General features: G+C 38.2%; 16 protein-coding genes. 9 read left to right on the top strand and 7 right to left on the bottom strand.

The annotated features are described in order from the left end of the window. The first annotated feature begins 50 nt into the window (after window positions 1–50). Complete coding sequence (locus H5154_RS02490; protein ID WP_182717279.1) at window positions 51–3107, top strand: FAD-binding and (Fe-S)-binding domain-containing protein; 3057 nt, start codon at window positions 51–53, stop codon at window positions 3105–3107. A gap of 55 nt (window positions 3108–3162) precedes the next feature. Here the strand turns inward: H5154_RS02490 and H5154_RS02485 are convergent, their stop codons facing one another. Both H5154_RS02485 and H5154_RS02480 read right to left on the bottom strand, forming a co-directional pair. Further along, on the bottom strand, window positions 3163–4353 hold the full coding sequence (locus H5154_RS02485) for a sodium:proton antiporter (RefSeq protein WP_182717278.1): 1191 nt from the start codon (window positions 4351–4353) through the stop codon (window positions 3163–3165). Continuing rightward, window positions 4354–5565: a tyrosine-type recombinase/integrase gene (locus H5154_RS02480; RefSeq protein WP_149980295.1), complete on the bottom strand. Its 1212-nt coding sequence runs from the start codon at window positions 5563–5565 to the stop codon at window positions 4354–4356. A 142-nt stretch (window positions 5566–5707) separates the two neighbouring features. Here H5154_RS02480 and H5154_RS02475 point away from each other — a divergent pair, with 142 nt between their 5' ends. After that, window positions 5708–6271, top strand: a complete 564-nt coding sequence (locus tag H5154_RS02475; protein WP_145239042.1) for a YSC84-related protein — start codon at window positions 5708–5710, stop codon at window positions 6269–6271. A gap of 665 nt (window positions 6272–6936) precedes the next feature. Then, window positions 6937–7320, top strand: coding sequence for a hypothetical protein (locus H5154_RS02470; RefSeq protein WP_182717277.1), 384 nt, complete (start codon window positions 6937–6939; stop codon window positions 7318–7320). Between the two features lie 135 nt (window positions 7321–7455). Here the strand turns inward: H5154_RS02470 and H5154_RS02465 are convergent, their stop codons facing one another. Together H5154_RS02465 and H5154_RS02460 are read right to left on the bottom strand one after the other, a co-directional pair. After that, window positions 7456–8502, bottom strand: coding sequence for a patatin-like phospholipase family protein (locus tag H5154_RS02465; RefSeq protein WP_182717276.1), 1047 nt, complete (start codon window positions 8500–8502; stop codon window positions 7456–7458). Between the two features lie 73 nt (window positions 8503–8575). Then, on the bottom strand, window positions 8576–9982 hold the full coding sequence (locus H5154_RS02460) for a sodium:alanine symporter family protein (RefSeq protein ID WP_182717275.1): 1407 nt from the start codon (window positions 9980–9982) through the stop codon (window positions 8576–8578). Between the two features lie 295 nt (window positions 9983–10277). Here H5154_RS02460 and H5154_RS02455 point away from each other — a divergent pair, with 295 nt between their 5' ends. Further along, the gene (locus H5154_RS02455) at window positions 10278–10925 is read left to right on the top strand and encodes a helix-turn-helix domain-containing protein (RefSeq protein WP_259398438.1); all 648 of its coding nucleotides are present in this window, start codon (window positions 10278–10280) and stop codon (window positions 10923–10925) included. Between the two features lie 50 nt (window positions 10926–10975). After that, window positions 10976–11842 carry a DMT family transporter gene (locus H5154_RS02450; RefSeq protein ID WP_182717273.1) on the top strand — a complete coding sequence of 289 codons (867 nt, stop codon included), beginning with the start codon at window positions 10976–10978 and terminating at the stop codon, window positions 11840–11842. A gap of 83 nt (window positions 11843–11925) precedes the next feature. Here the strand turns inward: H5154_RS02450 and H5154_RS02445 are convergent, their stop codons facing one another. From H5154_RS02445 to H5154_RS02435, 3 genes are all read right to left on the bottom strand, one after another. Continuing rightward, window positions 11926–12906, bottom strand: coding sequence for a patatin family protein (locus H5154_RS02445; protein WP_145239058.1), 981 nt, complete (start codon window positions 12904–12906; stop codon window positions 11926–11928). A 239-nt stretch (window positions 12907–13145) separates the two neighbouring features. Further along, complete coding sequence (locus H5154_RS02440; RefSeq protein WP_182717272.1) at window positions 13146–14141, bottom strand: LLM class flavin-dependent oxidoreductase; 996 nt, start codon at window positions 14139–14141, stop codon at window positions 13146–13148. Between the two features lie 260 nt (window positions 14142–14401). Then, the gene (locus H5154_RS02435; RefSeq protein ID WP_182717271.1) at window positions 14402–15160 is read right to left on the bottom strand and encodes a rhamnogalacturonan acetylesterase; all 759 of its coding nucleotides are present in this window, start codon (window positions 15158–15160) and stop codon (window positions 14402–14404) included. Between the two features lie 421 nt (window positions 15161–15581). Between H5154_RS02435 and H5154_RS02430 the strand changes: the two genes are divergently transcribed. From H5154_RS02430 to eda, 4 genes are all read left to right on the top strand, one after another. Further along, window positions 15582–18296: a TonB-dependent receptor gene (locus tag H5154_RS02430; RefSeq protein ID WP_182717270.1), complete on the top strand. Its 2715-nt coding sequence runs from the start codon at window positions 15582–15584 to the stop codon at window positions 18294–18296. A gap of 533 nt (window positions 18297–18829) precedes the next feature. Further along, the gene (locus H5154_RS02425; protein WP_182717269.1) at window positions 18830–21853 is read left to right on the top strand and encodes a TonB-dependent receptor; all 3024 of its coding nucleotides are present in this window, start codon (window positions 18830–18832) and stop codon (window positions 21851–21853) included. A gap of 241 nt (window positions 21854–22094) precedes the next feature. Continuing rightward, a complete protein-coding gene (locus H5154_RS02420; protein ID WP_182717268.1) occupies window positions 22095–23564 on the top strand; it encodes a glycoside hydrolase family 28 protein in 1470 nt (489 codons plus the stop codon). A 22-nt stretch (window positions 23565–23586) separates the two neighbouring features. Beyond that, window positions 23587–24210 carry a bifunctional 4-hydroxy-2-oxoglutarate aldolase/2-dehydro-3-deoxy-phosphogluconate aldolase gene (gene eda, locus H5154_RS02415; protein WP_145239081.1) on the top strand — a complete coding sequence of 208 codons (624 nt, stop codon included), beginning with the start codon at window positions 23587–23589 and terminating at the stop codon, window positions 24208–24210. Window positions 24211–24293 lie beyond the last annotated feature (83 nt).

Below are 24293 nucleotides of genomic sequence, written 5' to 3'. Positions count from 1 at the left end.
TTGCTCTTTAGCATGATATAATCGAACAAATGCCTTAATTTACTACCGTCATGATAGCAACTATTAGCCAACAAGATGCCGCGACCGATTTAGTCGCAAGTTACTTAAAAACTATAATTAAACAAGGGTTTACTGGCGACACTGATGCAAGTTATGCCACTCGTATAACTGCATCAACTGATAACAGTATTTACCAGCAGTTACCGCAAAGTGTTATTTTTCCTAAAACTGAAAAAGATATTCAAATTGCCCTGCAAACTGCTGCACAAGACCCTTATCTATCGCTGACTTTTGGACCTCGCGGCGGTGGTACAGGCACCAACGGTCAATCATTAACTCCCGGGATCGTAGTCGATTTATCACGTTATATGCGAGAAATCCTCGAAATTAATCCTGAAGAAGGTTGGGTTAGAGTGCAAACGGGCGTGATTAAAGATCAACTAAATGATTTTTTACGCCCTTATGGATTTTTCTTTGCACCTGATTTATCAACGAGTAATCGCGCAACAATCGGCGGAATGGTTAATACCGATGCATCAGGACAAGGCTCACTGGTGTATGGTAAAACTAGCGATCATGTTTTAGGACTTACCACTTATTTAGTCGATGGCACACAAATGTCAACGACACCAATAGACATTGATAAAGCCAAACTAATTGCTGAACAAAACACTACAATCGGTAAACTGTACGCAACAGTGCTTGATATTTGTTTGTCTGAGCGTGATGCAATTTTAGCCAAGTTTCCACGTTTAAATCGCTTTTTAACCGGATATGACTTAGAACATGTGCTAAGTGATGACTTACAAACCTTTGATATGAGTAGGCTAATAACTGGCTCAGAAGGTTCGCTTGGTATTGTTACTGAGGCTAAATTAAACATCACACCTATTGCTGAATTCAAAACCTTAATCAACATCAAGTATGATAGCTTTGATTCGGCACTGCGGCATTCACCGTTTTTGGTCGATGCTCGTGCTACCTCAGTTGAAACCGTTGACAGCAAAGTTTTAAATCTTGCACGTGAAGATATAATTTGGCATTCAGTATCGGACTTAATAACCGATGTGCCAAATAAAGATATGCAAGGGCTTAACATGGTTGAGTTTAATGCTGTATCGCCTGATGACATAAAAGACAAAGTTGAGTCGCTTTGTGCATTACTCGATGATTGCGTTGCACAACAAAAAAATGGCGTAATTGGTTATCAACTTACCAGCAGTAAGGCTGATATTTTAAAAATTTATGCCATGCGTAAGAAATCAGTTGGCTTGTTAGGTAATGTTAAAGGCGCACAAAAACCTTTGGCGTTTGCTGAAGACACCGCCGTACCACCTGAGAATCTTGCAGATTATATTGTTGAATTTAGAGCTTTGCTCGATAGCCATAATTTACAATACGGTATGTTTGGTCATGTTGATGCCGGTGTATTACATGTTAGACCGGCACTTGATATGTGTGATCCCGAACAAGAAAAATTACTGCGAGTGATCTCTGATGAAGTTGTTAAACTCACAGCTAAATACGGTGGTTTAATGTGGGGCGAGCACGGCAAAGGGTATAGAAGTGAATATGGCCCTGAGTTTTTTGGTGAGCATTTATTTAAGCAATTACGACTTATAAAATCAGCTTTTGATCCTAACAATAGGATTAATCCCGGAAAAATATGTACTCCGATTGAAAGTAAGGACTCACTAGTCAGTGTTGACGGTCAAAAGCGTGCGTGGTTCGACAGACAAATTTCGGTTGATGTTAAAACTAGTTTTAATAATGCAATGACATGCAATGGTAATGGTATTTGCTTTAACTATGATGAAAACTCTCCTATGTGCCCATCATATAAAGTAACCGGTGATCGTCGTAATTCACCTAAAGGTCGCGCAAGTTTAATGCGCGAATGGTTACGATTACAAGAAGCAAAAGAGATTGATTTAATTGAGGTTGAAAAAGAACTTAACAAAGGTGAAGTGATCACCTGGTGGGAACGTTTTCAACATAGCCGCGATAAAAAGAAAGGCGTATATGATTTTTCTCATGAAGTTAAAGCCTCAATGGATGAGTGTTTAGCGTGTAAAGCATGTACCACAGCGTGCCCAATAAAAGTTGATGTACCGACTTTTAGATCACGTTTTTTAAATTATTATCACAGTTACTACGCGCGCCCACTTAAAGATTATCTAGTCGGTAATATTGAAGCCAGTGCACCATTAATGGCCAAATTTTCAAATGTAATAAACCCAATTGTAAAAACTAAATTAGTCAGCTCATTAATAAAAAAATCTGTTGGCTATGTTGATACACCCGTGCTTAGTTCACCACGTTTAACAAAACGGATTAATAAAACACACGAATTTAATTTTGCACAACTTTCAGGCTTATCTCCCGAGCAACAAAGTGAGTATGTACTAATTGTGCAAGATCCGTTTACCAGTTTTTATGAAGCTGAGCTGGTAGAAAGTTTTATAAAAATAATTTCCGCACTAGGTAAGAAGCCAATACTGTTACCGTTTAAGCCAAATGGAAAACCGCAACACGTTAAAGGTTTTTTAAATGAATTTAAGATCACAGCAAAAAATGCAGCAACATTTTTAAATTCATTATCTGAAATAAATGCACCACTTGTAGGTTTAGATGCATCATTAGTAATGTGTTATCGGGATGAATATAATTCTATTTTAGGTGATGAACGTGGTGAATTTGAAGTGCTACTTGCTCATGAATGGTTAGCAACACAATCTTTTAAATCATTAGCTAACAAAGTTGATAGCAATATAACATTTACGTTATTAAGTCATTGTACTGAAACAACCGCTTTACCAAAAGCGGCGAATGTATGGCAAACAATTTTTACTGACTTAGGCCTAAAACTTAATACAACAGCAACAGGGTGTTGCGGTATGGCAGGTACATATGGACATGAAGCGCAAAACCAGAAAAACTCTCGAGCATTATATGAAATGAGTTGGCAAGGTGTTGTAGAGAAAAATAAACCTGAGCAATTATTAGCAACCGGTTTTTCTTGTCGTAGCCAAGTTAAACGCTATGAAAAATTCAAACCAAAACACCCAATAGAACTACTAGCAGATAAGCTAAGCAATAACATTTAATATAAAAATGCCGCACGCTTTTAAAAAAGAATGCGGCATTTTTTATATCGTTTTTTTATTTTAAATAACTATCAGCAATAGGCTTGGTGCTCATACCATGAATAAAAACACTAAATAAAATAGTTGTCATAGCAATCGTAGCTATAAGGTATTTATTTTCGATGCCGCTATCGATCACCATTAAAGTAAATACAATAGATGCTAAGCCTCTCGGGCCAAACCAAGCAAAAGTAAAACGTTCTTTCATTTTTAATTTAGTAAATTGTAATGACAACATCACAGGGATAATTCGAATAAGCGTTGTACTCAGTAGTGCAAATACAGTAAGTGGCCATGATAATTCTGGCAAAACTAAATAGCTGCATACAAAACCAAATAAACACCAGATCAACAAACCAGTAAAGTCCGCGATGTGTTCACTATCTTCAACGAGTTTTAAGCGTAAAGCCTGATCGGTAAATCTATCAAAAATTAATCCAGCAACAAACACCGCAATAAAACCACTGCTATGCAAACTTTGTGCGATTGAAAAAATGGCCATTGCCATACCAACCACTAAAAATGGGCTACTATTATTTGAAAAATAATGACGTTGCATGGCAAATTTAATCGCGGGAATGATCAATCCCATTGCAGCAACTGCAACCAGAATAGCCACACCTAATTCACGCGCAAAAACAATGACCGTATCAAAAACCGAAAATGTAGATGCAGGCTCTTTTGCTAACAACATCAAGACTAAAAATATTGGCACACATAAACCATCGTTTAAACCACTTTCAGTATTGATCCCTTCACGAATTTTTTCAGGCACCGCGCTGCTATTTAATAATCCTTTACTAAGCGCTGCATCTGTCGGCGTTAATATTATTGCAACTAGTGCAGCTTGAATAAGTGTCAGCTGGGTAAACATTAAACTCGCAATAATAATTCCAGCAAACAAGGTAAGTGGTAAAGCAATAAAAAGTAATAGGCTAGGGTATTGAAAACTGTGTTTTAAAACCATCAGTTTGGTTTTTGCGGCATCAGTAAATAAAAATATGCTCAGTGTTAATTCTATTAAAGGTAATAAGTGATCTAAGTCTCTGGTTAAATATGCCGTTTTACTTGGTAGCATAAACCCGATCAACGCACCGATAATAACAAAAAACATAGGTCCGGTAATTTCAGCTCGCTCTAATTGATGCATAGATAATGAATAAATTAAAAAGGCTAAACCCACTGCAGCTAATACAACATATTCCATTTAGATTTTCCTTTTAAGTCCAGATTTTGCTCGTTCTTTGATATTTGTCTGAATATATATTTGATCGGTGGTGGCAATTTTTGCATGTCCTAAATCTTCTGATAAATGTTTTAAAGGGCGAGTTTGTGCATCATGCGTAGCACCAGTATGTCTGAGCCAATGCGCTGTTGCCGATTCTAGTTGCTCGGCATCATCAGTAAAGCCATCATCAAGTAAAGATTGTTTGGCTAAATCAAAACTTTGTTGAACTAAGCGACGAATTTGTCGAACGGTCATTCCGCCTTGACCACGAATTTTATGCACCAATGGATCAGATTCATCAACGCGGGGCAGGGCTGGTAAACCTCGGTACAACCTATAACGTTTTAAATAAGTTACAAAATCTTCACTGAGTGTGACATCGCGTAATTTATTTCCTTTGCCCATAATTCTTAAAAACCAAAAGCCATCATTATCTTGCCAAAAATGAGACATAACAGGCGACCATTGTGGTCGCTCTGATAGTTCAGAGATCCGTAAATAAAGACCTTTTAAACACGCTAAGGTAAATAAATTTCTTTCAAGATCAGGTTGTTGCTCACACTTATCACGTGTGACACCAAATACATATTCCCATTGAATATCACTCAAGGTATCAGGAATTTTTATTTGTGATTGCACAACTAAATAAGGGCTATTCTTTTTTACAACCGGTACAAAGTTAGCAAAGGTTTTTTCTTCTAAAATAGCAAACTTGTAAAATACATTTAAAGCAGTAAACATGGCCGCTAATGTTTGTTGGCTAGCAATAGATTCTTTGAGCATAAAAGGGCGCCAATTTTCGTTTAATCTACGGATCCCTTGCTCATCTTTATAGCGCCATTGCACTGAAGTCATCGCCCAGCTTTTATCGGGTTCGACCATAAAATCGACATAGGCTTCTATGTCTTCACGTTTTAATTCAAATACTGATTTTTCTGCGACTAACCAAGACCATAGGTAAAAGCGTTCGAGTTCGTTCCGAAAACGATTATATGTCGCTTCTGATTTTCGACCATAAACATATAAAAATTGATACAAAAATACTAATTCTTGCTTAGATTCAGCGACAGTCAAGCCAACTTGCTGTATAAAGGTGGCAAGTTCTGGGTATTCTGATTGCATTGTATCATCTTCAAGATGGGCAATTTGATACCGTAATTGTTTTAATGTATCGACCAAAGCAACAAGCATAATATAGTTATTTCTAATAAAATAAAGTAGTTACAGTTTAACTTTAAAGTCCGATACTGTCTAGTATTGGACTTAGTGAATGATTATATTGTTAAGCTGATCAGATAATATCAAAGCAATGTTGCTGGTTTAAGGAAGGCATATGAAAAAGTTAATAGTTTTAAGTTTAGTTGCACTAACATTAGTCCTGTCTGGTTGTGCTACAACAGGTAGTGCTTCTCCAACTGAAAAGCGTAATCTAGTGCAAAATATGCGAGCAGATACACTAAGTAAATTATACAAAGAAAAACCAGATGTTAAAGAGCAAATTAAAAATGCCGCTGGTTATGCAGTATTTGATAATGCTAATGTCAATGTTGTTTTAGCCAGCTTTGGTGGCGGCTATGGTGTGGTTAAAAATAATTTGACGGGTAAATCCACTTATATGAATATGGGTGAAGCTGGTTTAGGACTTGGTTTAGGTGTTAAAGACTTTAATGTTGTAATGGTTTTTCATAATCAAGCTGCGTTAAATCGTTTTATTGAAAATGGTTGGGCCTTCGGTGGCAATGCCGATGCAGCGGCAAAATACCAAGATAAAGGCGGTGCACTTGTTGCCGAAGCCATTGCAGATCAAGTAACTGTTTATTCATTAACCGAAAATGGCCTTGCATTACAAGCCGTACTAAAAGGCACTAAATTCTGGGTAGATTCTGAGCTAAATTAAGACCTCAAAACCCTTCTAAAAGTGGGCTAGTTCGTATGATTACGCCCACTTTAATTTATTTTAGACTATTTAACATAACGTAATTTATGGGGTATCAGCTAAAATAACTTATAGCTTAAATTTTCAATTAGTTTTAATTCAAATTTTTTATAGCTATACTTTTCAAACGCGTCAGCCAAACCAAATCTCAATTATGTATCGGGGCTATCTTCCTCCAACTGGCCCATCATTACCGTATAATGACTACGCCTTGGGGGAAAGTTAAACCGTCCGATCTTCGCCAGCTTTTAGATATAATTGGTGAAATATCGCAAAGAACAGGAAGTTAATATGAACGAAGAAGGTATTAATATAATTTTATTTATATTAGGCTCAATTGCTATTTTTGTAGCAATTATTTTTTATAACAGTCGTCCCGATTTACATAACTGTTATTCATGCGGGAAATATTTAACAGTTAATGCTCACAGGTATTGGTATAAAGTGAATGGTAAAGACGTACCATATTGTGCAAAATGCAACCGAAAGCGCAGATAACAGCTTCATAATATAGGAGGGGGTAATTCCCCTTTTTATTTACAACAAACTAAAATTTACTACTCACTTTACAACCACTAAAAGACAAAATTGTTATATTTTCAATTACACTATTTAAAGGATTAAATATGAATTTTAATGACCTGAAACTATACCTTATCATAGTCGTTGCTGGCGCTACTCTATGGTTTGCTAAAGAGGCATATGAATACAATAAGCTTCAGAACTACTTAAACAATATTGAAGAAAATCAAAAAACCATTAAACAAAGCAAGGAGCTTACATTTGATCAACAGCTTGAACTTGCTATGGAACGTCAGAGAAAATTTCAGATTGCGTCGAATAAAAATAAAGCTGATAAATATATGCGTGAAGTACGCTCTAAATATACCAAAGAAGGATATGAGGAAAAGCTTGCAGTCTGTAATTACTTCACCGATTTATATAAAAAGAATCGAACAAAAGAAAATGAATTAAAATACGTTAAAGCCTGTGACCCAATATATCACTAAGTCAAACTATCAAATATTACAGCAACACTAACCAACTAATAAAAAAGGGCTTTCGCCCTTTTCTTTTATATTACGTACCGTAATTTTTGCGTTGTTAACTATCAGTCATAAAACTACATTACTTGATAGATTAGATCATTCAATTATTTTCAGCTCAATATTTTCGCTATTGAGTTTTTTATCAAAATCATCGGCTAGTTTTTCAGTCTCGCTAAATACTGTTCGCCAATATTTTATACGTGTATCCGCATCGAGATCTGTAAAGTCGTTTCTGTCGGGGATTTTTCCGTAAGGTAAGCTGGCGATGAATTTTTTAGAGGGTGTGATCATAACCACGTTATCGTAATTTTCAGCGGCGACTTTACGTTTTAAGCTTTTATCAAACCACCCTGCTTTTGGATCTGAATTGAAATGTGGATATAGAATAAGTCCAGGATTGTTAATTTTAAAATCAAAGTGGTAATCAACAATACCACCATCGCGATACATACCAGGCGGCGATCCAGCTATATTTTTAATGCCTTGCATAACAAGTGGTATTGAGCCCGATGCGAGTAACGCATCCTTTAAGTTATCCGTTGTTAAGTCTAGTTGGGTGGTTTTAAATTTATAATTATCTTCAAGTTGAAAGTTACTGTTTGGAGCTTGATATATAAACCGCTCATATTGCTTTGTCAAAAATCGACGGTTAACTCGATTACTTAAATAGCTTTTTGTCAGCCCAAGCAGTTGCAACGCTTTTTGCTCACTGGCTACTAAGCCATTTGATTTAGCAACAATAAAATGTGGTTTGAAAACTGGATTATTAATTATTTCAGCAACACCATTGTCGCCAAATACATCTTCTAGTAACGCACGGGCTTTAGTGGTTATTTCTTGCGGTGTTGGTTTATTACTCGAGTAACGAGTTTCACTGTATGATTTTGCTAACCGCGTAATGGCGGCAACGGGATCATTTTGTGAAAAACACGCAGCGCGAAAAGCGCCAGCCGATGATCCAATTAAATTGAGTTGTGATGATCGGTTTTTAAAAAACTCACCAAAAATATACTTATCTAAACCAAATAAAGTAAACCATTTAGGGCCACCGGATGCACCTAAAAAGGCATTAAAAAGGTCGGGCTTAAAACCTTGTTCTGTAATTATTTTTGCCGCAGTTTTACCTGCATATATATCAATCATAAAAATACTTAATCATTTTCAACAACCAGCAAGGTGAATACTTATGCAAAAAACCTCGCAACAATAGTCATGTTTAGTGCCAAATACCCTGCTCGGTTTTACCTTGAATGAGCACATTTTTTGCATTAAATTCAGGCTCAATACCTTCAGCTCGTTGCCTATTATAATCGTCTGTGACATTTAAAATAGTCGGGGTGAGCAGTATTATGGCAATTACATTGACAACTGTCATCAAGCCAAGAGCAATATCGGCTAAATCCCATACTTCTTTTAATGTGGCAGACGCCCCCCACATCATCATTGATAGATATAAAAATGTGTAAATGCCGCGCCCTACTTTATTATCGAGCTTAAATAAATGTAGGTTACTTTCGGCGTAAGCGTAATTAGCCACTACCGAGGTAAAGGCAAATAAAGTAATGGCTGCTGCTACAAAGTACACGCCCCCTTGTGCTAAATGTGCGGTCATTGCCGCTTGTGTTAAGCGAATGCCTGCCATCTCACCACTGATATCAATATCAGCCAATAAGATAATCACAGCGGTACAACTACACAACACTATAGTATCAAAAAACACCCCGAGCATTTGAATATACCCTTGCGTTACTGGGTGATTTGGAATAGGCGACGCACTTGCTGATGCATGCGGCACACTACCTGCACCGGCCTCATTAGAATATAAACCACGTTGAATACCGTTTTTGATTGCCGCGCCCATTGCGCCTGCACCGGCTTCTTGCAGCCCAAAAGCAGATAAGAATATATCCTTCAACATAGCAGGCACTTGGGTGAAGTTAATCAAGGTAATAATCACAGCTGCCAGTACAAATACAATGCCCATCACCGGCACTACTCGCTCAGCAAAGCGGGCAATAGCTTTAAAGCCACCGAGTATAATAGAGCCTGCAAGTAGGGTTATGACTATGCCTGAATATAAGGTTGGAATTTCAAAAGCGAAATTAAGCGCATCAGTAATGGTGTTGGTTTGCATCGCGCTAAAAGTAAAGCCATAACCTAAGAACAAACACAACGCAAACGCGATAGCGAGACTACGACTGCCTATTCCTTGTTGAATATAATAAGCGGGGCCACCTCTAAATTCGCCTTGACTATCGCGTACTTTATACACTTGGCCAAGTACGCTTTCTGCAAAACCGGTCGCCATGCCCAGTATGGCAATCACCCACATCCAAAATATGGCGCCACTGCCACCTAATGATATCGCAACAGCAACACCGGCTAAATTGCCAGTTCCAACCCGCGCACTTAATCCGGTGCACAGTGCTTGAAACGAACTAATGTCGTTTTTATTGCATTTGCTACTGCCTTTGAGAAGGCTGAACATGTGTTTAAATTTTAAAATTTGAATCAGTTTTAAGCGTACTGAAAACCAAATACCTGTAAACAGTAAAATGTAGATCAGTATTTGTCCTTCACCCCAAAGCAGGTTATTTATACTGCCTACGATTAAATCAAACATGTTTGCCCTTGTTATTATTTTTCAACCTGCAATAGAATATATATGCTGAATTTAAGAATATTTAGTTGAAAATACTTTATCTTGCTGATATAAATTAGCAAGTATTGAGTGTATTAAAATAACAAAAAGTTATTTACAACACCCTACAATTCCCTTCATGATTGTTTGTCATAGCAATTATTAAATTTAATAGATGAATAGCTTATCGATTCGATACTACACACGAAAAATCCACAGCCACCAGCACCACTATCACCAACTTGTTTTACCACTTTGTGGCTATATAGAACTTGAAATGAATAATTTCGCGGCGCCTGTTGGTGTTGGTCAATGTGTTGTGATCCCTAAAAATACTCTACATGCGTTTAAATCAGATGAAAATGCACGTTTTATAGTGGCCGATTTATTAGAGCTCCCAAATAACTTAACGACGATGAATGCCCCCTGTTTCAGTATTGACGATAAATTAATGAGCTATCTAAGTTTTACCCAAAAGCAGTTGCAAGGTGTAACTAACATAGATGAAGCAGCGTTATGTTTTAATTTATTTTTGGTGTTACTCAGGCAACAAACTACCAATGCGACTATTGATCCGCGGATAAATAACGTTTTGTTATTAATAAAAAAAGATTTATCGATAGACTATACATTGAATGATATGGCTGCGGTTGCATGTTTAAGTGTTACTCAATTCAAAGCGGTTTTTAAGCAATGTATGCACACCAGCCCGGTTAAACATCACACGCAATTAAGAATGGAACATGCACGTTCCTTACTTTGTTACTCTGATTTACCTATAGCAGTAATTGGTGAACAGGTTGGTTATAACGACCCATCAGCTTTTAGTCGCGCCTTCACTTGCTACTTCAAACAATCCCCCACGAGACTTAAAAAAGCAGCTTTAACGTCAACAATATCGTCTTTTAAGCACAGTGTTAGATAGTAAAATTGATAAACTACCTTTATCAATTAATTTTTAATTAAATGTTTGCTATGTCTACAATTTTCGGCGTATTAGCTATTTTTTTATGGGGTGCATTAGCACTGTTGGGTAATTTAACTAAAGCATTACCGGCTTTTCAATTACTATTTATGTGCTTCTTTGTGTCGTTCTTATTGCTGTTTATTAAACGGCTTGTTACCAAGCAGCCTTTGTTAACTCTGCCTACACTTGGTAAGGCGCAAACAATTATTGGTATAGTTGGCTTATTTGGTTTTCATTTTTGTTATTTTATGGCACTTAAATATGCACCATTGATTGAAGTTAGCCTGATTGTATATTTATGGCCATTGTTATTGGGTGTTTTTGTCGCACGGTCTGAAAACAAAATAAATGCGATTATAGGCGGGCTGGTTGGTTTTATAGGGATCGTGTTTTTAATTAGTGATGGCAGTGGTTTTACTATCAATAGCCAGTACTTTTTAGGCTACCTATTTGCTGCGAGTTGTGCGCTATTATGGTCGAGTTATTCATTGTTCATGACTCGCTTTGATAATCACGTTGATGATATTGGTTGGCTTTCTCTTTATGTAGCTATTTTGGCCTTATTGGCACATATATATTTTGAACAAACAGTCACGCGTTTTTCATTAACGCAGACTGTAGGTATTTTTTTGTTAGGGTTAGGACCTGTCGGTGGCGCATTTTACTTATGGGACATCGCTTTAAAAAGAGGTAATAAAACGTTACTTGCCTCTTTGAGTTTTTTAACACCGTTACTTTCTACCGTGTTACTGGTTATGGCTCAACAAATACATTTTTCATGGGCAATTTTAATTGCATTGGCATTTGTTTTAATTGGCGCAGCGATCAGTAATTATAAATGCAGGCCTCGGAGCGTTAATGCGAGCCATTTATGACTCGCTTATTAATTACAAACTAACAACACCGGATACTTATCCAACTCACATACAACTGATCGGAATAAATTTATCAATACTAATTAGTTAGCTACAGCAACAGGATGGGTATTGTTTGCTGGGTATTGCTCAGTAAAATAGTTATTACCTGCCAATAAACCTAATTTATAATCACGACGTAGATCATTGGTTGAGCTACCAAGTAATTTGCTCGAAAGCTTTTGGTTTGCAAAAATTTGTATTATTTCTACATCTTTCGGAGGATTGGCAATAAATGCTAACTCATCCTCATACGCTTGTTCGTGTTGTAATAAGTAATCTAAGGTTTTTGGGCAATATCCTGATGCACAAACAAACGCTTTTAACTTGTTTACCCATGCCGATTGCGCTTGAAAGTCTTGATCAACTGTGCGGATCACCACAATTTTACGTGCACCACGATTGTAGGCCTCGCGCACTGGTAGTGGCGCAGCAAGGCCACCATCTAGGTAAAAGTCTGACTCAGCGTGTACGTCGGTTTTATCTATTTCATTAGCAGCTAATGCATTTAACCATGGCGTGAGTTTTACACCTTGTTTGTATAAGAATGGCAGTGCACTTGACGCTTTTAAAAGATCTCGCCATTGCTGGCCTTCACCGGTTGGTGATAAAAAATAAGGTTTTCGATCACGGGCATTAGTGGCAGTAATAAGTAACTCCCGTTCACCCAAACTGGCTTTTGCAGTTTTAAAATCAAGTGCTCTGTTAACTTCGGTAGTTTTATCAAAGTACCAGTCTAAGTCGACTATATGTTTACCTACTAAACCACGGCCTAATTGAAAAAATCGTTTGTGACGCGAAAGCCCTCTTATTAAGCGTTTGGCATACCCTTTTTGACGAGCTAAATAGCTAGTAAGGTTTTGTGAACCTGCTGAAGTACCAATAAATAAATCGAATGGGTCATATTCATGTTCAAGCCATGCATCTAGTACACCTGCGGTGAAGATCCCTCGTTGCCCACCACCTTCCGCGATCAATGCTGTTTTATCGAAAGTATTTGTGATTTTGGGGTCTTGAGGTTTCAAAATATGCCTTCCTTTGTAATTAATTTACTGGTTTATACCTTCATTTTAATGTGTTTAAATCAAACGTTAAAATTGATTATATAAATCGAATTGATTATAAAAACAGAACGCAAGCTTAAATAAGATTAGTGCTGTGTTTTGCACTTTTAAGTAGAGTTCAGAAACTAGTAAACTTTGTGTATTAGCTAGTTTCTGTATTGTAACGGGAGTTAAGTGTACCTTAGCTTAATTTTCAGTGGTTATGCTTTTATTGACCGTAAAATCTCCAACGCGTGATGACGGTCGCTACTTTGGTAAAGATCATTGGTAAAAATGAATTCATCGACACCAAGCTCTTTGACTATCATATTTAGCTTATGAGCAATGGTCACAGGACTCCCTACCACAGATAATCCTAAAAAGTTTTCAACTTGAGCCTGCTCTTGCTCATTCCATAATCCAGCCATGCTTTTAACGGGAGCTTTTAGCCATAAAGGATCACCACGTAACAGTGCTAAGATACGCTGTTTTGACGTGGTTGCTAAAAACTGTGCATGTTCATCGCTATCTGCTGCAACAATCGGTAAGCCAAGCATTACATAAGGTTTGTCTAACACATCAGAAGGTTGAAATTCACGGCGGTATAAAGCGATTGCATCATAAACAAAACGCGGTGCAAAGTGGCCAGCAAACACATAAGGGAGGCCTTTTTTAGCTGCTAGTTGCGCACTATATAAACTGGAACCAAGTAACCAAATAGGTACATTGGTATTCTCGCCAGGAATAGCGCGAACAGGGTGACTACCATCGTAAGGGCCAAATAAAGTTTGCAGTTCAGTGACTTCATCGGCAAAGTTTTCAGCGCGTCGTTCATCTCGGCGCAGAGCACGACTGGTTATATGATCGCTACCTGGTGCGCGACCTAAACCTAAATCAATACGCCCTGGGTATAAACTCTCTAACGTGCCGTATTGCTCTGCAACAATCAGTGGCGGGTGATTTGGTAACATAACGCCACCAGCACCTACTCGTATAGTTTTAGTTTGCCCTGCTATGTGGCCAATTAATACAGAGGTTGCCGCGCAGACAATTCCCGGCATATTATGATGTTCAGCCATCCAAAATCGGTTAAAACCGAGTTCATCAGCTTTTTGTGCATAAGCGACACTATTTGCAAGAGTACTTGAGACGGTGGCATCTTCTTTCATTGGGCTAAGCTCAAGTAAAGAAAACGGTATTGCAGATAACCCAGACATGCGTACTCCTCATTGCCTTTAATTAAGTGATAAAGATAATCAAAATAATTTAACCATCATTACATTAATGGGTCTGTTGGGGGGGGTAATTCAATCATTAATTTTAGCTAATCAATTAATCCAGTCGATTAAGCTAAGTGCACAGAAGTTATTGCATTGAATGTATTTACATCCATCCAATGCAATAACACTACACTAAATAAACTACATACGTTATTAGCTACATCATGCTTAACCGAAAAATTTATAGATAATTACTTTTATTTTAAATGTTTTGGATCAGGTATGCGTAATTGTTTAACGAGTGGGTGATTTATTTTTTTCATTTCAGTTAATACTAATTGAGCAACTTCTCGAGCACCAAGTTCATTGAAATGGGTATTGTCTTCTACGCCCATAGGGTAATTTGGATGTAAGTTAGGTGCTATATGCATAAAACGTAAGCGTGAGTTGATCCCACCAAGCTTTTGAAAATACTGTTGGGTCACCCGTTCCATGTCAATAAAATCGACCCCTGTCTGTTTAGCTACATCTCTTACTATATCAGCGTAAATAGGATGGGTGTCCTTGATCTGACCTTTTTCATCAAAATAACGACGCGTTACCGGGGTCATCAGTAATGGCTGTGCCTGCTTTGCTCTTACTTCAGCAATAAAATTAACTAGGTTTTGCTTATATTGCTCTGGTGTAGTGTAGCGGTCTACTTTCTGTTTTGACTGATCGTTATGACCAAATTGAATGATCACAAAATCATCTTTATTAAGTTCATTTATAATGCCCGCCCACAAGCCTTCACTGATAAAGGTGCGTGTACTACGACCATTTTTAGCACGATTTTTAACGTCAATTCTGTCATTAAAAAAGATACTAAAGGGCATTCCCCAACCTGTTTCAGGGTAATCCTTCACTTCTTTAATTGACATGGTTGAATCCCCTGCCATAAAAAGCTGAACTTTAGTAGTTGCTGACATACTTGAAAAACTCATCATGATAAATATTGCTGCAATTAATTTTCCCATTCTACTCGCTCTTTGTCGTTTTTAAAAAATCAGTTTAGCTCGTAATAAAATTATTTTTTGTAATTGAGTGAAAAATAATTTTATTAAAATGTAGTTTCAGTTATAAACATACCACTAACTGCCACCGGTAGCAAATAGCAAGTTAAATCATAGTGCTGAATAAAATTGAACCAGTCCTTAATGTACTTTTACTGCAAAAAAATGTAAATAAACCATGAAAAATGTAATTTATTAGGTTTGACAATACGCTTTTTTAGATATAGCTTGATTTCTATGCCACCGGTAGCATTCGTATTTAGCTGATATTGCTATCGATTCAAATCATAGTTTTATGACATTTAATCATAGACTTATATTTGACTGGCTAAATAAAGTAATAAAAATAAAAGCTCAAATCAACAGCATAAAAAAGGAACACACAATGAAGACTGCAAATAAGTTCGTTCTCAAGCCACTTAACTGCATTGTTAGTGCCTTACTACTGGGCACAACATCGTATGCAATCGCAGCCGATGAACAGCCACAAACAGATACTAAAGCCCAAAATGACATTGAGTTAATTCAAGTAACTGGATTTAGATCATCATTAAATAAATCGTTAGCAACTAAACGTTTTGAAGTAAATACCACTGAATCTATCGCGGCTGAAGATATTGGTAAATTCCCTGATCTGAATATCGCCGAATCATTACAACGTATTCCTGGGGTAGCTATTTCTCGTGAAGGTGGTGAAGGACGGCAAATTACCTTACGTGGTTTAGGTCCTGCATTTACACGTACTACCTTAAACGGTATGGAAGTACCTGCTAGTACCGATGGCACCGACTCTGGTGGCGGCGTAAATGGTGGCCGTGCATTTGACTTTAATATATTTGCATCCGAACTATTTAATCGTGTTGATATCCAAAAAACGCCCACGGCCGCAACTGAAGAAGGTGGTATAGCCGGGACTGTTGATATGTATTCTGCACGTCCGTTTGACACAACAGGCTTTCATGTTGCAGCGTCTGCGCAAGCCGGTTATAACGACCTCACTGAAGAAGTCGACCCACGGATGGTATTTATGATCAGCAACACATTTGCTGATGATACAATCGGGGCTTTATTCTCTGTCGCAAAATCTGAACGCACCGTGCGCCAAGAAGGCTTTGGGACTGTGCGCTGGACCACCCCCGTACTCGATGGTGGCGGTATTTATGCTGACACCTCTAGTACAGAAGTTATTGGCACACCCAATACTGGGGAGTGTGAGTTCGAAGGTCAAACAGTCGATGCTGTGAACTGCTTATATACGCCACGTCTGCCTCGCCCTGATTTTTTTGGTAATGAACAAGACCGTTTAGGCTTTACCGGTTCATTACAATATGCTCCTAACGATGATCTGGTCCTTACGCTAGATACATTACATTCAACCCTCGATAATGATCGTACTATGTACAACTTTTTCGAGATGTTTAGAAACACATTCAGCGAAATTACCCCTGAATCGATTACCGTGGCTGACAATGGCAAACAGATCCAAGCAGCGACATTTAACGGCGTTAAATCTCGAGTAGAAAGCCGTCAGCAGATTTCAAAAACAAAATTTCAACAATACGTATTCTCAGCTAAATATCATTTATCTGATTACCTTCGATTAGACGCTATGGTGGGCACTGCTGAATCGGATGCTCGCTCTGAGCAGTATCGTTATAACATGACTAATAACACACCTCATAGAGTATCGATGGATTTTGGCACCAGCAATAATACCGCTGTGATGAATTACGATTACGATACTCTAGATGCCAACTCTTTTGATTTAGCCGATGGGCGCTTACGTGCAACCGATGTACTGCGCGAAAATGACACCGCTAAAATTGATTTATCATACGAGATGGATATGATGAATATCAAAGGCGGTATAGCCTATAACGACAGAACGGTTAGTTACGATGAATCACAAATAAACGGTTTTCCTGATCAAGATTCTGCAGCTGGATTTTCTCAGTTAATGCCCTACGATGATTTTGGCACCGGTTATGACGGCACGTTATCACCCTTTATAGTGGCTGATTTTGATGCAATAAATTCACAGCTTTTAGTTAAAGAGTGGGTGCCACGCAGTGCACAAAGCTGGAAAGTTGAAGAAGAAACAATGGCTGCCTATGTGGAAACTAATTTTGAATATGAAATTTCCGATATGCTACTACGCACCAATGCAGGTGTTCGCTATGTAAAAACTGAAACCACATCAACAGGTTTTATTCAAACTGATGCGGTATCAATCGACAATAGCTATGACAATGTTTTACCGGTGCTAAATTTAGCCCTTGATGCAACCGATGATGTGATTGTAAGGCTGGGTTTATCTAAAACCATGACCCGCCCGAGTTTGAGTTCACTCAATCCAGGTAATCCATCGTTTTCTTATTTAAACGGCACTGTTAGTGCGGGTAACCCATTCTTAGACCCTTTCACCTCTACCAATACAGACGTTGGTGTTGAATGGTACTTTGCAGAAGAGTCGCTATTAGCAGCAACAGCGTTTTACAAAGACATTGGCTCTTTTATAAAAAGTGATAGTGAAGAAAAACTCGTCGATCCTGCTTATTTACCCTTTATTGATAATGATCCGCAATATGATCCATCAAGTGCGCTCGATCCTAGAACTACCCCTTACACACATTTCGTCCCTGTAAATGGACAAGGTACTGTGATCAAAGGGCTTGAACTTATTTATCAGCAACCTTTTTCATTCCTACCTGGGTTGTTAAAAAATATGGGGTTAGTGTCTAACTATACGTATGTCTCTGCAGGTGAAATTACCGGCCTTTCTAAAAATTCTTATAACTTTACCCTGTATTATGAAGAAGAAAACTATGGCGCTCGTGCCTCAGTAAATAAACGCGACAATTACATCACAGATTACACGGGTAACAATGGTAATGCCGAAGAAGCGACATCTGGTCCAACACATTTTGACCTATCTGCTTTTTATAATATTAATGAAAATGTCACTGTAACATTTGAAGCTATTAACCTTACCGATGAGTATGAACGCCTATATACAACAGGTGATGGCAGTTTAGATTTACCGCGTGAATATAATCATACCGGCCGACAGTTCTTTTTAGGAATACGCTACAACTTGTAAAACAGTATTTAAATTTTAAACTCCCCTAAGGTAAACAGCTTAATTAACATTTTAATTAAGCTGTTTTTTTACGCACAATACCAACAACTCAATGTTAATTGCCTTTCTTAATTGATAATCAAAAATTACTCACATACTAACAAAAATATTCTTATATTGTTTTTATACGACTAAAGTAGCGCATCCATTATTTATAATTAAAATACAATGCCACCGGTGGCAAATAATCAGTTAAATCATAGTACTTATAGATAATGTTGCACTTGAATGGTATTCGTATGCTGTTCTAAATGTAAATTAATGATGAATAATGTTATGTTTTTCATTTGACTTCGCATCAATAACGCTATATTTTTCATTTTGTGCCACCGGTAGCAAGCCATTTCATAAAACACTTTGCTACTTGCTTTCTCGTTGTTTTTCCCATTATGGATTATGAGGTTAGGTGCAATAAAAATCAGAACAAGGACATGACAAACACTCTCTTTTAAGTCATGTTAACTTAATAACAATAAGTAGAACGTGGAACCACTATGACAACCAGCACACACAATTTTAAACTTAGTAAGTTAATGACCAATTTAATACTCAGTGGCGCATTGACCAGTGGCTTAGCATATGCAGCCCCTCAAGATGAAGCTGTTGCTGATGATCAACTTGAAGTGATCGAAGTAAAAGGTTTTCGCGGTAGTATCAATGCCGCTTTAATGTCTAAGCGTGAAGCCGTAGGCACCCGTGAAACCATCATTGCAGAAGATATTGGTAAATTTCCTGACTTAAATGTGGCAGATTCTCTTTCACGCGTACCTGGTATCTCTATTGAGGAGGATGCGGGTGAAGGTCGTCAAATTACCATTCGCGGTTTAGGTTCTCGTTACGTTAAAACCACAATTAATGGCATGGAATCAGCATCTGCTGGTGCTGCTACTGATGCGGCTGGTGGTTCTAATACCTCTCGTGCTTTTGATTTTAACGTATTCGCATCTGAACTGTTTACCCAAATAGATATTAATAAAACCGTTTCTGCTGAACTTGAAGACGGTGGCATCTCAGGCAATGTTAACTTACAAACGGCGCGTCCATTTCAATATGATGGCTTTAAAGGCGCTTACAATGTCAATGCTCGTTATAGTGATGTTGATGAGGATGTATCGCCTCGTGCTTCTTTTATGCTCAGTAATAACTGGGATAATAAGTTTGGTGTACTTGCCTCTATTGCATACTCTGATGGCACAGTACAAAGTGAAGGCTCTTCAACTGGACGTTGGACTGTAAACAATCCAAGCTTTGTCGAAGATGGTTTACCTGTTGGTCAAGGCGGCTCAAATTATCTTACCGTAGCACCGAAAACATTACTAATGCCAAACGGGAATTACACCAATGAAAATTTAGATGGATTATATTTACCGCGTATTCCTCGCTATTCATTGTATTCAAAACAACAAAAACGTCTTGGTGCAACAATTGCTTTTCAATATGCGCCTACTGATGATCTCTCATTCAACTTAGATGTGTTGCATGCAAGCTTGGATAATGATTCTGAAGAATATCACTACGAAGTATTATTACGAGATCAAAAAGATATCGTCCCTGAAAACATTTATGTCGATGCCAACAACACCATAGTCGCAGGTGCATATTCAAACGCCATTATCCGTTCAGAAACACGCAAAGATACATCTGAATCAGCATTTGACCAAGTTAGCTTTACTGGAAATTGGTTTATTAACGATCGTTTTAAAATGAACTTCCTGATAGGCCAGGGTAAATCAGATTTAGACATTCCGAATATGACCACCTTTGCCCTAGATAGTAATCAATCTACCGTGGCCTATAGTTTTGATAGTAATATAGACCCATTATCATTAATTAATAACCCAGGCGGACAAGCGATTGGTAGCGGTGAATTAAACACTAATATGCCATCATTTGCATTTGCAGCAGGTCAGCCACCTGGCGGGAATTATAGTAAAGATGAAATAGCGTCGGTGATGACAGATCCAAGTAATTACACCGCTGGTTTAGTACGTAATCGCTCGCAAACAATTGAAAGTGAAAACAAAACTATTAGAGTTGATTTTACATACGAGATTAACGATGAATATACGGTTAAGTTTGGTGTGGGTCAGCGTAGTTTTGAAACAGAACAACACTATAATTTAAATAACTGGAAAGACATCAATAAAGAAACAAACAAAACATCAGGCGCAATAGCAGAAGAGCGTGTTATATCGCTAGATGCAGCCCAAATTGATGGCAGCTTGTTCAATACCACTTTAGATAAACAAGGTGTAAGTTTTGGTAACAACGCTTCAATTCCTGGTTCATCAACGCTTAACAGTAGTACTTGGTTAGCACCTGATTATAATGCCATGTACAACGCCTTTGCTGGGGCAGACTTTTTTCAAGCCAAAGAAGATTTTAGACGCACTTATTATATTAAAGAAGAAGTTGCTACAGCATTTGTCCAGTTAGATTTCAGAAACTACATATTTGATAAAGAGCTACGTGGTAATGTTGGTGTGCGTTATGTTGATAACAAAAACACCAGTCGTATCGTAAATTTAGATCATATTTACAAAGATGGTTTCACTGCGGGACGTGGCGACGGTGCAAACTATGCTGCAGGTTATGGTTGGCGTGAGTCTGTGAGTGAAGGAGATGAATGGCTGCCATCATTAAACCTTGCTTACGATATCACTGAGGACTTAGTCGGTCGCTTTAGTTATTCACACGCAATTACTCGCCCAAAACTATCTGATTTGCGTTCTTCAATCAGTATTAATACGCCGAGTATTGATGATCCATCAGCGACAATTAAGATGGGTGCAGGCCCGTCACTCAAGCCTTATAAAGCGAAACAATACGATCTAGGTTTGGAATGGTATTTTGCTGAAGAGTCACTGCTTGCAACATCACTGTTTTATAAAAATATTTCGGGTTTAACAAAAGCAAGCTCTGAGCAGGTTTTATCACAAGCCGAACTTGATAGACTTGGTATCGACCTTGGCGACACAGATCCTAGCACTGTGACTTGGCAAGTATCGCAACTTGTCAATACCGATGCTGAAGGCATGTGGGGCGCAGAATTTATTTATCAACAGCCTTTTACCTTCTTACCTGAACCATTTAATGCCTTAGGTTTACAAACTAACTACACCTATATTGATTATACACGTGATATAGAAGACCCATTTTACGGCACGCAACTTAACTTAGTAGAAGAAGAAACATCAAAGAACACATACAACATAACCTTGTACTATCAAGTAGACGATTGGTCGGCTCGTTTTTCTTATAACTACCGAAGCGGCTATAACAAACAATATTTAGACGAATATAAAGATGAATCAACCTTTGTGCGTGGTTATGATGCAAAGGCGAAGCTTAATTTCTCTGCCCGCTACAAGTTAACAGAGAAAATGAGTGTTTCATTTGAAGCCGTTAATTTAACAGATGAAAAACAAGATATGTGGAATGATATTTACACGCCACGCCCTTACGAAAACCTTTCATCAGGTCGCCAGTTCTTAGTGGGTTTAAGGGGCACTTTCTAAACTTAATCAACACATAGCCTCGTTAACTGAGGCTATGTCTGCAATATAATACTCTCCCCCGTGCATAATCGATGATTTTTACTATCGATTATTTTATTAGTCGCTAATTTTAAATAACTTTTTCAAAAACAATAAGTCTTTGAAAATTTAAACTTTGTAGTAAAATCACATTGCCACCGGTGGCAATAACTGCTAATGTTAACCTATTATAATAATTCCAATTACAGCAGCAGGATACAAAATGAATAATCAACGACGGTATTTTCTTAAAGCATTGGCTTCTAGCACGTTGGTAACAGCAACCTTAGTTGGCTGTAAGTCAGCCCCTTTGCTCAATGTTTTTGACGCGCCTATTAGCGCAGACGATTGGCAAATGGCTGAACATATAAAAGCTAAGATAGTCGTCCCAACCTTCCCTGCTAAGCAATTTAATATTAAAGACTTTGGTGCAAAAGAAAATGGCCAACATGATTGTACACAGGCCATTAAAAACGCCATTGAAGCCTGCCACTCACAAGGAGGTGGTCAGGTCTACATTCCAAATGGCACCTACTTGACCGGTGCGATTCATTTACTTTCTAACGTAAATTTACACTTGGCTGATAAGGCAATATTAAGTTTCAGCACTGATCCTAATCATTACTTACCAGAGGTATTTACTCGCTGGGAAGGCTTAGAAATGATGGGCTACTCACCACTGATTTATGCTTATGAACAAGAAAACATTGCCATCACAGGTAAAGGAACACTGCAAGGAAATGGTGATAACCAAACATGGTGGCCTTGGAAGGGACCACACAAGGAAGGTCATTGGGATTTAATTAAAGATAGCCAAGGTAAAGTATTGCACCAGCGTGAAGCACGTGATCAGTTAATGGTTGATGCCGAAGCTGGTGTGCCTGTCAGCCAACGTATATACAGTACTGGTGCCTATTTACGCCCTCCTTTTATTCAACCGTATAAATGTAAAAATATTTTAATCGAAGGCGTAACAATTAAAAACTCACCTTTTTGGTTAGTGAACCCGGTTTTATGCCAAAGTGTTACAGTTGATAACGTCAATTTTTCAAGCCATGGTCCTAATTCAGACGGCTGTGATCCAGAAAGTTGTGACCACGTGCACATTAAAAACTGTGTCTTTGATACCGGTGATGATTGTATCGCGATCAAATCGGGCCGAAATGCTGATGGTCGCCGTGTTGGGGTAGCATCGCAAAACATTGTTATTGAAAACTGCCATATGAAAGAAGGCCATGGTGGTGTTGTGATCGGCAGTGAGATATCTGGCGGTGTAAATAATGTCTTTGTGCAAAACTGCACCATGGACAGCCCCCACCTAGAGCGCGCTATTCGTATCAAAACTAACTCAGTACGTGGCGGTTTGATCGAGCATATTCGCATACGTAACATCGAAGTTGGCACGGTTAAAAATGCTGTTGTGATCAACTTTTTTTATGAAGAAGGCGATGCGGGACAGTTCGACCCAACAGTTCGTGATATTCAAATTGAAAACCTACATTGTAAAAATGTGTTGAGTAAGGCTTTTTACCTCAATGGCTTTGCACGCGCACCAATGAACGATATCCATTTTATCGACTGTCATTTTGACCAAGTGGGTGATGATTCTATTGTTGCTAATGTGAATAACATGAGCTTAACCAATGTCACTTTAAACAAACAGCCGTTAACTATGGCTCAATTACAAAAATAATAAGTATTAATAGGAAAATTGTATGACCGTGTTTTCAACATTATTAGGCAACCAACCTATATTGCCTATCATCCAAGCAAACAGTAGTGAAGAAGGTGTGGCTATTGCCACTGCAATGCACAAGGCTGGCATTCATTTAGTGGAAGTTGTGCTGCGAACGCCAGCTTCCCTTGACGCATTAATCGCGATTAAAAAAGCACTACCCGATTTATGCGTTGGTGCCGGCACGATTACTGATCAAGCATTACTTGCAAAAAGTCTTGCCGCCGGCAGTGATTTTATTGTTACTCCTGCGGTATCACCACGATTACTCGATGCCCTTAGTCAATCTTCTGTGCCCGTTGTGCCGGGTGTTTCAAACACCGCCGATATTTTACTTGCTAAAGAATATGGCTTTACTGAGCAAAAATTATTTCCTGCCTCTTTGTGTGGTGGCGAGCAGTTTTTAAAAGCAGTCAGCAGCGTATTTGCTGATATTCGCTTTTGCCCAACAGGTGGCATTAATGAACAAAACTTTAAAGACTATTTAGCACTTAATAATGTGATGGCCGTGGGGGGTACTTGGGTTGCACAACCACAATGGGTACAAAGTAAAGACTATGACAAAATCACGCAAGCCTGCCTTCAGGTACTAAACAACAACTAATTAACATATTGACTGCCATACGTTGTCAGTGTAATTTACCTTTACATGCCACCGGTGGCAATAAACAAGCAGAACAGTTAAGG

Source organism: Pseudoalteromonas sp. SR44-5, from assembly GCF_014163675.1.
Classification (GTDB): Bacteria; Pseudomonadota; Gammaproteobacteria; order Enterobacterales; family Alteromonadaceae; genus Pseudoalteromonas; species Pseudoalteromonas rhizosphaerae.
The sequence above is the reverse complement of the archived record's forward strand: the minus strand, read 5'-3'. Positions and strand labels throughout refer to the sequence as shown.